The following is a 15,270-nucleotide window of genomic DNA, read 5'->3' as shown; positions in this document are numbered from 1 at the left end:
TCATTCTCCAAACAATCCGCCAATCCCACGAAACTTCTCCACAAATGCCACGATTTTGGCGAATACTGATTGTTTTTGGGTTAAGTATTTAGGATTTAGGGGGCTAAGCTTGGGTAATACATCGTTTAGCTCTGTGCCGTTGTCGGTGGCGTACTCACGGCGTAGCGATGCTTGGATATAACGCATGGCAGGCTCTTGGTTTAGATTTTCCGATTCTATCAACTCCATCGCTTCACGTTCTTGCTCAGCTTTGGCAAATGTATAAAACTCTTCCATAATATGAGCCTTATCACGCATGGCATCTAGGTCGGTAGCATTGATAAAATCCACAACAAGACTTTCTTTGGCACGGTTATCAAGGCTACTTCTCACGATATGGCGAATCTCGTCTACCAAGGCAGATTTATCACCATTTCTTTTGTGCTTATCAAAAATCAGCTCCAAGATATAATCCAAATTTATCTCTTGTGATTTTAATAAGGCAATCTCAAAGACAACATCACTCCAATCAATTTTGGATTTTTCGGCATTTTCTTGCTCTTTTTGATTGCGTGTCCACTCTCTGATGTCGTTATAAGTAGAACGATAATCTTGGATAAGTCGTGGACTGGGCAGACTCATGGCTTGTAGCTTGGCAACATCTTCATCGTCAAGACCGTATTTTTGTTGTATGTCGGCTATCGCTTCTGTGTCGTCCTTATCCACGTTTTGTAGGGCGGTAAGTCCTGCAAATTCATCATAGTTTTGTAGGATATTTTCTACCTTCAAATACTCGCTAAATAGCTTGACGAAGTCTTTTTTGTCTTTTTCTTTGATGATATTATCAGGATTGGCAAATCGCTCATGAAGCTCTGCCACAATATCCAAATAGCCCCGCCTTGCTTCACCGTCCACGCTATGACCTGTCATATACTCATCAAAGGATTTTTCTAAGATGATGTTTTTGGTATTTTTGTCGCCAAACAGCTCAATGGCAGCCACGGTCTCTTTTTCCAAATCACGAAAGGTTACAATATTACCAAAAGGCTTGGTCGCATCATAAATGCGGTTGGTACGTGAATAGGCTTGGATAAGTCCATGATAACGCAAGTTCTTATCCACAAACAGCGTGTTTAAAGTCGGTGCATCAAACCCTGTCAAAAACATACCCACCACGATAAGCAGGTCAATCTCTTGGTTTTTGACACGTTTGGCTAGGTCTTTATAATAATTTTCAAACGACTGACTGTCTGTGCCAAAAGATTGCTTGAAGCGTGCATTATAATCACCAATCGCCTTATCCAAAAACTCCCTAGCCGTGCTGTCAAGGGCGGTTGGCTCAAAGCTTTCGTCCGTGATGTCGCCCACAGCGTCCTGCTCTTCGTTGGCAGTATATGAAAAGATGGTGGCGATGGTTAATGGCTTGGGACTGTCCTTTTGTAGCCCAGTTAGGCTTTCATAATACAGCTTGGCAGCGTCCACACTGCTCACCGCAAACATCGCATTAAAACCCTTGCCAGTCGCTCCTAGTCTGCGGGTTTTGTAGCGAAAATTATCCAAAATATAACGACTAACTTCACGGATACGCTCAGGGTGCAATAAGGCTTGACGGGTCTCATAGGCGGATAATTTACCCAAATCCTGCTCGCTCTCTATGTCCTTAAAGGCAGGCTTGACATTGTGATAATCCACCTTAAATTTCAGCACCTTTTCATCACGAATGGCATCGGTGATGACATATGAGTGTAGCTCTCGCCCAAAGACACTGGCGGTGGTGTCGGCGGTTAAGGCATTTTGGGCAAAAATTGGCGTGCCTGTAAAACCAAATTGGTAGTATTTTTTAAATTTACGCTGGATATTCTTTTGGGCTTCGCCAAACTGTGAGCGATGGCATTCATCAAAAATAAATACCACTTGTTTATCATAAATCGGCAGATTTGGCTCGGATTTGATGAGATTGTTGAGCTTTTGAATGGTGGTTACGATGATTTTGTTGTCATCTTTTTGTAAATTCTCCTTTAAACCTTTGGTACTAGATGAGCCATTGACACTATCAGGGCTAAACTTTTGATATTCTTTCATGGTCTGATAGTCCAAATCCTTTCTATCCACCACAAAAAACACCTGATCAATAAAGGGCAGTTCGGTGGCAAGCTGTGCCGATTTAAAGCTCGTCAAAGTCTTGCCTGAGCCTGTGGTGTGCCAAATATAACCGCCACTCTCCACATTTGACCAGTTTTTGGCATTAAAAGAGCTGTGAATTTTCCACAAAATCCGCTCGGTGGCAGCGATTTGATACGGTCGCATGATAAGAAGCGTATCGCTAACATCAAACACCGAGTAGCGAAGCAGGACGTTTAGGAGCGTGTGCTTTTGAAAAAAGGTGGCAGTAAAATCCTTCAAATCCTTGATGGTGGTATTATCCGACCTTGCCCAGTTCATCGTAAAATCAAAGCTGTTTTTGCTTCGTTTGGTGGTATTGGCAAAGTATCTGGTGTCCGTGCCGTTACTGATGACAAAGATTTGTAGGTATTTAAATAAGGAGCTGTCGCTATTAAAGCTCTCTTTACTATAACGATGAATCTGATTAAAGGCTTCACGGATAGATACGCCACGCTTTTTAAGCTCAATATGCACCATCGGTATGCCGTTGACCAGAATGGTAACGTCATAGCGGTTGGCGTGCGTGCCTGTCTGCTTAAACTGGCTGATGACTTGTAATTTATTCCTAGTGATATTTTTCTTATCCACCAAGGCGATGTTATAGATACGCCCATCATCAAACACAAAATCCTTGATGTGGTCATTGTGAAGTTTGCGAGTTTTATCAACCACGTTCTCAGATGGCTTATCCAAATATTCTACACAAAATCGCCCCCACTCGCTGTCGGTAAAGGCAACATCGTTTAAGCATTCAAGTTCCCTACGCACATTGGCAAGCAAATCGTTCTGCGTCTTTAAATCAGTGCGGTGCTCATAACCTTGGGCGATAAGGTCGTTGATAAGTTCATGTTCTAGCTCACTTTCTTTTTGATAACTGCCAAATTGCTCTATTTTGTCGTAGCTATCTAGGACGATGAAATTATTGGTTTGGGCGATGGGGGTGGTCATAAATATTCCTTCTTGTCAATATATTAAACTATACACGAACCAAACGCATCAGCGGTTCAAAAGAATAACGTGTAGATTTTCTACCGCTAGCCTCTTCGGTAATCGTCAAAATATCAGCATCAGCTAATAACTTGGTAAAACGATTTGCCGTAGGTACAGAAATGCCTGTTTGTTTTGGGATATTATTATTACGAAATACAGGATAAGTAAACACAAAATCTAACATTTCTAAGGCATATTTGCTAGATAAGACATCACTAAATCTTGGTTTCATTTCTTCATACAAATGACGGATATTTTCAGCAATTTCTAAATTCTTGATGGACTGTTTTTCAATAGCATTTAAAAAGAAAACTACCCATTCTTCCCATTCGTCATGATTAGATACCGAACGCATTAAATCAATATAACGGTCTTTATTTTCTTCTAGATAACCACTAATATAAAAATGTGGTGCCGATATGGTTTGACTTGACCACAAAAGTAGCGTGATGAGCATTCTACCAATACGCCCATTACCATCTGCAAAAGGGTGTAATGCCTCAAATTCCAAATGCGTTACAGCTGTTTTTAATAAAATTGGGCTATTATCGTGATGAATATAATCAAATAACAAATCCAATCCTTCGTCCAATCGCTCGGGGCTGATGGGAATAAATAAAATATTTCGGCTAATGGTATCCGCCAAATAATTTTGTTCTTTTTTAAATTGCCCTGGAAATTTATCCGCCCCACGCCCAAAAGATAATAATTGCTCATGCATGGTTTTTAATAAAGATTTGGACAAAGGATAGCCATCGCTCATTGCTTGTTGGGCATTTTTTAGTGTACGTTGATACAACACCGTTTCTACAACATCAGAACGCACTGTATGCGACATCTCGCCATCTGCAAAATCCGCCTCATACTGCAAAAGCTCATCCATCGTGCTAATTGTACCCTCCATACGTGACGAGATTACTGCCTCTTGATTACGCAACGGAGCAAGCAAAATCTCGCTATTGTGCATATTTTTGAGCATTTGGTCATAACGAGCAATAGCAGATGTCGCCCCAAGTAGGGCATTCATTATCTTGGTTAAGTCTATGTTTTTTGGTGGGAATTTATCATAATGATAAGTTATGGCGTGCGTTAAGTCCAAAGCATTCATTCTAGCTACTCATATTTTGCAAATTTTGATTAACAAAGTGTGTAGTTGCTCATGCGTGAGCAACTAGCAAGTTTGCTTATCAAAAATGGTAAAATTTGATAAGCAAACGGCTTATCTATGATAACATATGTCCATTACCAAAACCCGAGCAACAACTCCCGATAATATTCATACTGCTTACGCCGCAATTCTATCTCTTTTGGCAGACCGTCTGTTATGGAATTGGTCAGCGTATCAAATTTATCCAAGATGGCGACAATTTGGGTTTGGGTGGATAGGGGTGGGATTGGGATTGGTTTTTTGGAAAAATTACTAATCCATTGGCGTTTATGGTCTGTACTTTCTTCATCTGGCAAAGTATTTAACCAATGATACACATACCTTAATAACACTTGATTATCTTTTTGAACAATGATTTTCATTGCCGACGATTTGGCTTTAAAATCAAAATTCACCCATTTATTTGCAGTGGTAAAATCATCAAAAATAATCACAGGATTATCAGAAGCTGGGTAAATGCCGTCCGTTTCATTGGTATAGCCCAAAATAAATGTCTTGCCCGCTGTTAGAACAGGTATTTTAAAGCTATCATGATAATCCGTAGAATGAACCAAGTATTTACTAGGTTGAATATAATCAACCACTTCCCCCAAACTCCGCCACTCCACATCATCACCAAACCCAAGCAATAAATCCCTATAATAATGATATTGCTTTTTTCTCAAAATAAGTTCAGCTTCCAGCGTAGCTTCCAGCGTAGCTTCCAGCTTTGTGAAAATGTCAAGTATTTTTACAATTTTTTCTTGGATTGGTAGGGGTGGTAGGGGGATTTTAAAACAGGATAATTTAGATAGTGATAGTGCTGGAATACCTGCACCGTGTTGCGATGACATAAAAAATTGTTCGTTTAATTTTAAAAAATGATATAAAAATCTATTTTCAACCACAGAGAAATTAGGCAACAAATAATAGCAATGTGCATTTGCCCAAAATTTACTTTCAACAAAATTTACAAACCCTGCCGAAGCACCGCCTTGGCTGATAATAACGGTATTGGCTTCAACATTATAATTATCAGTCCAACCCGAGTGTGTTTTTCCACCATTAAATGCAGGGTATTTTCCTGATTCGCTCAATAAAGTTTTATTGAGTTGTTTGCCTTTGTTGATTTGACAAACCTCCCCAAGCGTCCGCCATTCTACTTGACAATTTTTTATTTCGGTTAAGATGTTCATCATCCCTTTCCTTTTTGCTTTGCGAGTGTATTTAGCGTTTGAATGGTTTGTAAGTAGGATTTTTCTACTTCTGACAGCGTTTTTGCTTTGTATTTTTTATACTCACTCTTTGCTTTTTCTATTGCTTGATTGCGTGAGATTGTGCCTGCATTATCTAGCACTTTTCTGCCTGTACTTTGTAAAATACGGTCAAGCTCATTCACATAATCCGCCATCATCATCGGACGCTCTTCTATGGCATTTAATTCAGCAAAGTCAAAATAAGCAGACACCAAATTATTAAGCACTCGTAATTCTTGTTCATTAAGATAGTTTTTTGCAACCATTGCATCAGCTTGGGTTGGCTCAGCACCCTTAAACGTAGTCAAACCTGCATAAGGCTTATCGCTATCCACCCGAAAATAAATCACTTCGCTGGCGGTATGTCCGTGGGCGGCGAAGTGTAGTTTATTTTGGATAATCTTAAAAAACGTAATACTCGTTTCACTCTTAGGGTCGTAATCCATCGCCGTAGCATACAAATCAAGCACTTGCCGATACATTACCTTTTCACTAGAACGAATCTCACGAATACGCCCTAAAAGCTCCTTGAAATAATTGCCACCGCTTAAGTTTTTTAGGCGTTCATCATCTAGGGTAAAACCCTTAACCACATATTCATGCAACCGCTCGGTTGCCCACTGGCGAAACTGTGTCCCACGAGCCGACCGCACACGATAGCCTATGGCAATGATGAGTGGCAGTGAATAGTATTTAACGGTGCGTTTAATTTGTCTTTTACCTTCGGTTTGAACTATCAACTTAGAGTTGACAGTTGAATTTTGGTCAATTTCCCCTTCTGCAAAAATTGCATTGATATGCTTGCTGATATTTTGCTTGCTGGTTTGATAGAGTTCGGCGATTTGCATTTGATTGAGCCATAGCTGTTCATCAAACTGCTGTAAGGCAAATTGAGCCTTACCGTCATCGGTTGTATATAGCACAAGCTCCATTATGCACGCTCCCCCACAATCTCCCCCACAATCTCATCAATCTGCACTCGTAGCTTATCAATGACCGCCACCGTCTCACGGATTTCCCCATTTAGCACATCAATATCAATGATTTCTCTGGTATCACGAGCTTCTACATAACTACTTACCGCCAGATTATAATCATTATCAGCGATTTGGGTGTTATCTACCATCTTAGCAAAGTGTGCTACGTCTGTTTTGTCGCCAAAAGTCGCTAAGATTTGGGCGATATGCTCATCGGTGAGTGCGTTATTATTGGTTTCTTTTTTAAATAGACCACTGGCATCTATAAACTGCGTGCGTGTGTCAGGCTTGTTTTTGGCAAGTACCAAGATATTGACCGCAATGCTCGTGCCAAAAAATAAATTGGGTGCAAGGGCAATCACCGTCTCTACGTAGTTATTATCAATCAAGTATTTACGAATTTTTTGCTCCGCTCCGCCACGGTAGAATATGCCAGGAAAACACACAATCGCCGCACGACCCCGAGCAGACAGATAATGCAATGCGTGTAGCACAAAAGCAAAATCCGCCTTAGACTTCGGGGCAAGCACGCCTGCTGGGGCAAAACGGTCGTCATTGATGAGCGTAGGGTCGTCATCGCCTATCCACTTGACCGAATAAGGCGGATTGGAGACGATGGCATCAAAAGGCTTATCATCGCCAAATTCAGGATTTATGAGCGTATTACCCAAAGCAATGTTAAATTTGTCGTAATTGATGTTGTGCAAAAACATATTCATACGAGCTAGGTTATAAGTCGTATGGTTAATCTCTTGCCCAAAAAAACCGTCTTGTAGCAGGTGTTCATCAAACTGCTTTTTGGCTTGTAATAGTAGCGAGCCTGACCCACAGGCAGGGTCATAGATTTTATTGACTTGTTTTTGACCGTGTGTGGCAAGCTGTGCGATGAGCTTTGAGACGTGCTGTGGAGTGAAAAACTCACCGCCTGATTTGCCCGCATTGGCAGCATAATTTGAGATGAGAAATTCATAAGCATCGCCAAACAAATCAATCTGATTATCTTTAAATTCCCCAAAATTAAGCTGTGCGACACCTTTTAGGACTTTGGCAAGGCGGTCATTTTTGTCATTGACGTTATTTCCCAATCGGCTACTGGTGGTATCAAAATCGGCAAACAAGCCCTTGATGTCGTCTTCGGACGGATAGCCTGTGGCTGATGCTTCAATGGCATCAAAAATCGCCTTTAAGTCGGTGTTTAGATTGTCATTGGTGTGGGCGTTTTTAGCGACATTTTCAAATAATTGGCTAGGATAAATAAAATAGCCTTTGGTCTTGATGGTGTCATCTTTAATAGCGTCCAAAATTTCGGCTTTGTCATCAAATTGGGCATAATTAACACTGTCATCACCCGCTTCAATATACGCACTAAAATGCTCACTAATAAAGCGGTAAAACAACGCCCCCAAGATATATTGCTTAAAATCCCAGCCGTCCACCGCCCCACGCACTTCGTCAGCGATTTGCCAGATACGGCGGTGTAATTCGTCTCGTTGCTCTTTGTAAGTCATAAAAAATCCTACCTAATAAATTAAATATCCACAAAACGATATTATAGCGATTTACTGACAATTTAGGCAAAATTAATCAGCACACACCCAAATAAATCTTGTCGCACCCCAAACCTTCACGATGATTTTTTGATTGCCAATACTTAATGTCATATCCATATTCTCATTTGGCATATGTCATCGGTTGCGATTGTTGATTATAATAACAGCGACCGATTTTATTTTTATGACCCAAATCCTAGATTAAGACACCCATCATGAGCCATATTTTTCGCCCTGCCGACCCCAATTCACCCGTTGGCTGTGCCTGTGGGCAACACCAAAATCAAGCCGACTGTACCCATTTTAGTCGTCTTAATCCAAACCTAAGCCACAACTCCCAAAGCGAGCAGGCAGCAGCTCAATTGATTGAGACTGCTTTTGTGCGTGCCTTATTTCCGCACGAGCCGACTCGCCGTGCATTCTTAAAGGCAGTTGGGGTGGGGGCTGTGGCAAGTATTTTTCCGCTTGGTGCCTTGCAAGAAGCTGTGGCTGCCGACCGCCTACGCCCTGAGAAAAAAGAGCTGACCATCGGCTTTATTCCCATCATCTGTGCCACACCGCTCATCATGGCAGAACCATTTGGGCTGTACGCCGAACAAGGCTTGAATGTCAGTCTGGTCAAGCGTGCAGGCTGGGCTTTGGTGCGTGATCAGATGATGAATCGTGAGCTTGATGCCACGCATTTTTTGGCACCCATGCCACTTGCCATCAGTCTGGGGCTAGGCTCTGCTAAGCAGGACATGAAAGTCGCCTGTATCCAAAACATCAACGGTCAAGCACTCGTCATGTCCCTAAAACACAAAAACAACCGCAATCCCAAGAATTGGCGTGGCATGACCTTCGCCATTCCTTTTGAGCATTCCATGCACAATTATCTGCTTAGGTATTTTTTGGCAGAGCATGGGCTAAATCCTGACAAAGATGTCAAACTTCGGCTCACTTCACCGCCTGATATGATTGCCAACCTAAAAGCAGGGAATATTGATGGGTTCTTTGGTCCAGAGCCATTCAATCAACGTGCCGTCTGGGATAAGGCAGGCTATATCCACACCTTATCCGAGCAGATTTGGAATGGACACCCCTGTTGTAGCTTTGGTACGTCTCAAAGTTTCATCAAGGACAATCCGCAATCATTCCTAGCGATGTATCGAGCGATTTTAAAGGCGAATGTCTTGGCAAACGACCCCAAAACCAAGCGTGAACTCTCCCAAGTTCTCTCGCCTGCCAATTATCTCAATCAGCCAGAGCTTGTCATTCGCCAAAGCCTGACAGGCAGATTTGCCGATGGCGTGGGCAATATCCAAGATGTGCCAAATCGCACAGGTTTTGATGCCATTCCTTGGAAATCTTTGGCGGTGTGGATGCTCACGCAAATGAAGCGTTGGGGCTACCTAAAAGGCGATGTCAATTACCAAAAGCTTGCCCATGATGTCTTTATGCTGACCGATGCCAAAACACAAATGCAGGCGATGGGCTACTCTTTTGATGGCGAAAAATCCATCACCGTCATGGGCAAAGCCTTTGACCCAGACCACCCTGATGAATACGTAAGTAGCTTTGCCATCAAAGCCAACTAACCTTAATCCATCAACCAATCTTAATCCAAAGGCAATCAAAACCCCAATAATAGCCTTAATAATAGCCTTAATAATCAAGCGACTATGATAAAACTCAATCAACTTAGCACCCAAACCAAAGCATATCTAATCACTGCCTTATTGGTGCTTGGCGTACTTGGTGTGTGGCACTTATCCACCTTGCCAACATCAATCACCGCCCCCACCGACCCCATCGCCTTAGAATATGAAGTGCTGATGGGCAATATCCCAGAACACACGCCAGCTGGGGCAATAATCACAAGCACCGAGACCGAATTTCCTAGTCCAAAACGCTTCGCTGCCACCGCCATCGAGCATTTATCCGACCCATTTTATGATAAGGGGCTAAACGATAAAGGCATTGGCATTCAGCTTGGCTATTCCATCATGCGAGTGCTGCTAGGGTTTGTATTGGCGATGATGGTCGCCATTCCGCTTGGGTATCTACTCGGGATTAGCCGTGTCATGAACAAGGCAGTCTCGCCCTTTGTACAGCTACTCAAACCCATCTCGCCCCTAGCATGGATGCCCATCGCCCTTTATACGATAAAAGACTCTAATTTATCCAGCATTTTTGTGATTTTTATCTGCTCCATTTGGCCCATGCTCACCAATACCGCCTTTGGTGTGGCAAATGTTCGCCGTGAATGGCTAAATGTCGCCAAGACGCTTGAAGTTAGCCCATTAACCACCGCCCGCAAAATCGTCCTGCCTGCCGCTGCCCCCACCATCATCACAGGTATGCGTATCTCTATGGGCATTGCGTGGCTTGTGATTGTCGCCGCTGAGATGCTCGTGGGCGGTACAGGCATCGGATATTTTGTGTGGAATCAATGGAACAACCTATCCATCGTCAATGTGATTTTTGCCGTGCTACTCATCGGCGTGGTCGGCTGGATACTTGATTGGGTATTTGCATTATTACAAAACAAGGTGAGTTATACAGAGTAACTGGCATCTGGTTCATCATTTCATCACTTAATCCAAGTCCACATTTCATAAAGACAACCACATGAAAAACGAAACCCTAATTGAAGTTCACAATCTATCCAAACGCTACAACGACAACGCCCCCAACGTCTTTGAAGGGGTCAATTTTGACATCAAAAAGAACGAATTTATCTGCCTAATCGGACATTCAGGCTGTGGCAAATCCACCATCTTAAACGCCCTAGCAGGACTAGAACAACAAACAGGCGGACAGATTTTGATGGAAGGCGTGGAAATCAATTCCCCAAGTCTTGACCGTGGCGTGGTATTTCAGTCGCACGCTCTACTGCCTTGGCTTTCGGTCGCTGATAACATCGGCTTTGCCATTGACGCACGCTTTAAGGGCATTTTGGCACACGAAAAAGACGAAAAAATCCACCATTATCTGTCTTTGGTCGGACTACAAAACGTCATGCACAAAATGCCGTCCGAGCTGTCCGGTGGCATGAAACAGCGAGTTGGCATCGCAAGGGCTTTTGCCACACAGCCAAAAATGCTTCTGATGGACGAGCCATTTGGGGCATTGGACGCTTTGACTCGTGGCAATATCCAAGATGAATTGGTCGGTATCATTGAGCGTACCCAACAAACCGTCTTTATGATTACGCATGATATTGATGAAGCGATTTTATTGGCTGATAGGATTTTTTTGATGAGTAATGGACCTTGTGCAACCCTTGCTGAGATTGTGGTGAACACCCTACCACGCCCACGCACTCGTGAGCATATCCATCACGAGCAGGGCTATTATCGCATTCGCAATCATCTGCTGGATTTTTTGGTGCATCGGAGCAAAAAACTTCAAGCCCAAAAAGACAAACCCACCACGCCAAAAGTGGTCTATCCTGCCAAAGACAGTTGGGATTTGTTATAAATGGTTTGTTGATATAATTTTAAGCGATTATTATCATGTTTTTGTTATAATAGGATTTATTTTAAGTTAGGAACGATTATGTGCGGAATTGTTGGAGCACTTCGTAAAAATGCCAATGTGGTGGATTTTTTAACCGATGGCTTGGCACGCCTTGAATATCGTGGCTATGACTCAGCAGGGATTGCGGTGCATAACGGCGATGAGATTAAGCGGGTTCGCCGTGTGGGGCGTGTCCAGAATATGGCACAGGCTGCCCATGCTAAAAATCTGACAGGTCATATCGGCATCGGACACACCAGATGGGCGACGCATGGCGGAGTTACTGAGCCGAACGCCCACCCGCACATTTCAGGTGGCTTAATTTCGGTAGTGCATAACGGCATTATTGAAAATTTTGAGGCAGAGCGTGAACGCTTACAAGCCTTAGGCTATGAGTTTAACTCCCAGACTGATACCGAGGTTATCGCTCACAGCATTCACCATGAATACAGCCAAAATGGTGGCGATTTATACCGTGCTGTACAGACAGCGTCATTACGATTTCATGGGGCTTATGCCATTGCGGTGATTTGTGCAGACGACCCTAACCATATGGTCGTGGCACGCATGGGCTGCCCACTGCTTGTGGCGTTTGGTGATGATGAGACATTCATCGCATCTGATGTATCTGCTGTTATTGCTTTTACTCGTAAAGTCGCTTACCTAGAAGATGGCGATATTGCCCTACTAAGTGCAAGCGGCATTGAGACTTTACTCGACAAACAAGGCAATGTTGCCAATCGCAACACGAAAATCTCAGAGCTTTCCTTAGCGTCGCTTGAGCTTGGCGGGCATAGCCACTTTATGCAAAAAGAAATTTACGAACAACCAAAAGCCGTCGCTGACACTGCCGAAATATTTTTAGATGGCGGTTTTGTTCCAGAGAATTTTGGCGAAACAGCAAGACAAATTTTTAGTCAAATTAACAGTATTAAGATACTCGCCTGTGGCACGTCTTATTATGCTGCACTCACAGGCAAATATTGGCTAGAATCCATCGCTAAAATCCGCTGTGATGTAGAAATCGCAAGCGAGTACCGCTATCGTGATGTCATTAGTGATGAAAATGAACTGATCATCACCATTAGCCAGTCAGGCGAAACCCTAGATACGATGGAAGCCCTAAAATATGCCCAAGCCCAAGGACATAAGCACAGCCTATCTATCTGTAACGTCATGGAGTCTGCCCTACCTAGAAGTAGCTCGCTTGCCATCTACACTCGTGCTGGGGCGGAGATTGGCGTGGCGAGTACCAAGGCTTTCACCACTCAGCTTGTGATTTTATTTGGGCTTGCAGTTACCTTAGGTCATCTGCGTGGTCATGTCAGCGATGAACAACTAACAAACTATGCCGAAGAGTTACGCTTATTACCCGGTAGCATTCAGCACGCCTTAAATCTTGAGCCGCAGTTATCTGCTTGGGCAAAAGACTTTGCCACCAAGCCATCTGCCTTATTCTTAGGGCGTGGTATTCATTATCCCATTGCCTTAGAAGGGGCGTTAAAGCTTAAAGAGCTAACCTACATCCACGCTGAAGCCTATCCAGCAGGTGAGCTTAAACATGGTCCGCTGGCTTTAGTTGATGAGAATATGCCTGTGGTCGTCATCGCACCTAACGACAACCTACTCGATAAAGTCAAAGCCAATATGCAAGAAGTTGGGGCAAGGGGCGGTGAGCTGTTCGTCTTAACCGACTTAGACAGCGATTTTACCGAAACAGACGGTGTGCATATCATTCGCACGCCACGCCACATTGGCGTGCTATCACCGATTGTGCATACCATTGCTGTACAGCTATTATCCTATCATGTCGCCTTGGTGCGTGGCACTGACGTGGATAAACCACGCAATTTGGCAAAGTCGGTTACGGTTGAGTAATCGCCTTTTATTAAATCGGCAAGATAGAGCTTAACGAGCGTTATTTTGACAACGTCAAAAGATAAACGTGGATGCAGCACAGGTGATAAATGGCTATATTTAGTCTTTTAAGTCAAGCGTATCCTTAAAAATATAATAACACCGATAAAAAACTTTCATCTTTTTATTAAAGATGAAAGTTTTGTTTTAATTAAGCTAAGCTTAATTAACTTAAAATATTAAAAACTGGTATAGGATTTAACTTTAATCCATCAGTTGCTACAATTCATTCAAAGATAATCATGTATGCCGGTCTGCTGGCTTGGCTTATGGCGTGTTTTTATGATATATGAGTAAAATGGCATAATAAAACCAAATAAAAAGGCGGTTACTCACACATCATCCTGTCAGGCTTTTTTAATGCCACCAAATAATCCACCACCGCTTGGTCAATACACGCATTCATGGCGGACAAGCTTATGGTATGTCCGAAGTTTGGGGTGTAGATGAGATGTCCACGAAAACGAGCCGCCATGTTTTTGGCGTTATGAAAGGGCGTGGCCAAATCGTGCTTTTGGGCGACAAATAGCAAGGTCGGTACATCTGCCACCGCCTGCATCGTCAAATCGTCCGTACCATCAAAGGGCCAATAATAACAAGCGTCAAGCAGTTCATCTGTCGTTTGTTTGATGTCATTATAGGTGGCGATTTTATCCACGTGGCGTGATTTATCCAGATAATCTTGACGCACTTTTGGGGCAGAATCGGCACAGTTGATGGCGATAAAAGCGTCTTGGGTGAAATCTTTTTCGCCAAATTCTTTGATGAATAATAATTCGTTGTATTTGTCGGTTTTGCCTTGTTTGAGCTCATCAAACATCTCATTAAGCTCACGCCACATCATAGGTTCGCCCAAGTTATCTTCAAACAATGCAAGTAGCGTACGCTCATTGATGGCGTCATTATTTTTGTCGGTGAACTTTTGGGCGGATAATTCATGAAGTGTCGTCAAAAACTTGCGATTTTGGTCATCGGATTTGGCAAAAATACAACGTTCATCTTGCTGACAATGGACGATAAATCGGTCAAAAGCAAACTGTGCTTGTGATTGCTGATTTGCCCACATCGTAAATAGGTCTTCTTTGGTATCAACCACCGCATCTAATACGCCTGCTCTTAGTCTTTTGGGATAAGCCTGTGCATACAACGCCACCACCTTAGTGCCGTAGGAGTAGCCAAGCATGGACCAAGTGTCAATATTAAGCTTGTGGCGGATAAAATCAAGGTCTTTGACAGCACTTAGGGTATCTATGGATTTGATAAAATCAAGCCCTGAATGCTTAATGCACGCATCTACATAGGCTTTGGCACCCTCTTCTTCTGTAAGGTTGCCACAGTTCATGGCGGTTGATGGTCTGACCCCACGTTGGGCGATGCCTAGTATATGAAAATTGTCTTTTAGGGCTTGTGTGTATTCATCATCAGACAGCCAGTCTGCCATGTCTAGACTATGCCCACCCGGTCCGCCATTGATGAGCAGTAGCTCTTTGGCGTGTTCATGCGTTGATGGCAGGCGTGTTAAGGCAAGGGTGATGGTCTGATTGGACGTATCATTGAGCGGTACGTCAATATTAGCACATTGTAACTGTGGTGATGGCGGTATGCTAAACCACGACCAATAAGTCGGACGATAACAAGAACGCCATGCAACATCGCCTTGGGTGGTCTCGCTTAATAACATACGACCATAGCCAAGTGCGATAATGATGAGTGTGATGGCGATGATAAAAAGCAGTACTTTGATACTGGCGTGAACAAATTTTTTCATGGTGGTTAAGTTTATCCGAATA

The 15,270-nt window shown here is 43.1% G+C and carries 10 protein-coding genes; 4 read left to right on the top strand and 6 right to left on the bottom strand.

The genetic code is table 11. The features are described 5' to 3' along the window. The 5 genes from LU293_RS05395 to LU293_RS05375 form a co-directional block, all read right to left on the bottom strand. On the bottom strand, positions 1 to 3,090 hold the full coding sequence (locus LU293_RS05395; protein WP_242746083.1) for a type I restriction endonuclease subunit R: 3,090 nt from the start codon (positions 3,088 to 3,090) through the stop codon (positions 1 to 3). Positions 3,091 to 3,118: 28 nt separating this feature from the next. Next, a complete protein-coding gene (locus LU293_RS05390; protein ID WP_242746081.1) occupies positions 3,119 to 4,240 on the bottom strand; it encodes a Fic family protein in 1,122 nt (373 codons plus the stop codon). A gap of 134 nt (positions 4,241 to 4,374) precedes the next feature. After that, a complete protein-coding gene (locus tag LU293_RS05385) occupies positions 4,375 to 5,478 on the bottom strand; it encodes a restriction endonuclease subunit S (protein ID WP_242746079.1) in 1,104 nt (367 codons plus the stop codon). After that, entirely contained in the window at positions 5,475 to 6,458 is a 984-nt protein-coding gene (locus LU293_RS05380) for a virulence RhuM family protein (RefSeq protein ID WP_242746077.1), read from the bottom strand. The genes LU293_RS05385 and LU293_RS05380 overlap by 4 nt, the downstream gene beginning before the upstream one ends. Before the next feature lie 8 nt (positions 6,459 to 6,466). Further along, the gene (locus tag LU293_RS05375) at positions 6,467 to 8,020 is read right to left on the bottom strand and encodes a type I restriction-modification system subunit M (RefSeq protein WP_242746075.1); all 1,554 of its coding nucleotides are present in this window, start codon (positions 8,018 to 8,020) and stop codon (positions 6,467 to 6,469) included. 257 nt (positions 8,021 to 8,277) lie between these two features. Here LU293_RS05375 and LU293_RS05370 point away from each other — a divergent pair, with 257 nt between their 5' ends. The 4 genes from LU293_RS05370 to glmS all read left to right on the top strand — a co-directional run bounded on the left by LU293_RS05370 (position 8,278) and on the right by glmS (position 13,441). After that, entirely contained in the window at positions 8,278 to 9,639 is a 1,362-nt protein-coding gene (locus LU293_RS05370; RefSeq protein ID WP_242746074.1) for a CmpA/NrtA family ABC transporter substrate-binding protein, read from the top strand. Positions 9,640 to 9,723: 84 nt separating this feature from the next. Next, entirely contained in the window at positions 9,724 to 10,611 is an 888-nt protein-coding gene (gene ntrB / locus LU293_RS05365) for a nitrate ABC transporter permease (protein WP_242746072.1), read from the top strand. Positions 10,612 to 10,672: 61 nt separating this feature from the next. Continuing rightward, positions 10,673 to 11,524 carry an ABC transporter ATP-binding protein gene (locus LU293_RS05360; RefSeq protein WP_242746069.1) on the top strand — a complete coding sequence of 284 codons (852 nt, stop codon included), beginning with the start codon at positions 10,673 to 10,675 and terminating at the stop codon, positions 11,522 to 11,524. 78 nt (positions 11,525 to 11,602) lie between these two features. After that, positions 11,603 to 13,441: a glutamine--fructose-6-phosphate transaminase (isomerizing) gene (glmS, locus tag LU293_RS05355; RefSeq protein ID WP_242746067.1), complete on the top strand. Its 1,839-nt coding sequence runs from the start codon at positions 11,603 to 11,605 to the stop codon at positions 13,439 to 13,441. Between the two features lie 367 nt (positions 13,442 to 13,808). Here glmS and LU293_RS05350 read toward each other — a convergent pair whose 3' ends face one another. Continuing rightward, positions 13,809 to 15,248, bottom strand: a complete 1,440-nt coding sequence (locus LU293_RS05350) for an alpha/beta hydrolase (RefSeq protein ID WP_242746065.1) — start codon at positions 15,246 to 15,248, stop codon at positions 13,809 to 13,811. Positions 15,249 to 15,270 lie beyond the last annotated feature (22 nt).

Source organism: Moraxella nasovis (assembly GCF_022701215.1).
Lineage (GTDB): Bacteria > Pseudomonadota > Gammaproteobacteria > Pseudomonadales > Moraxellaceae > Moraxella > Moraxella nasovis.
The sequence above is the reverse complement of the archived record's forward strand: the minus strand, read 5'-3'. Positions and strand labels throughout refer to the sequence as shown.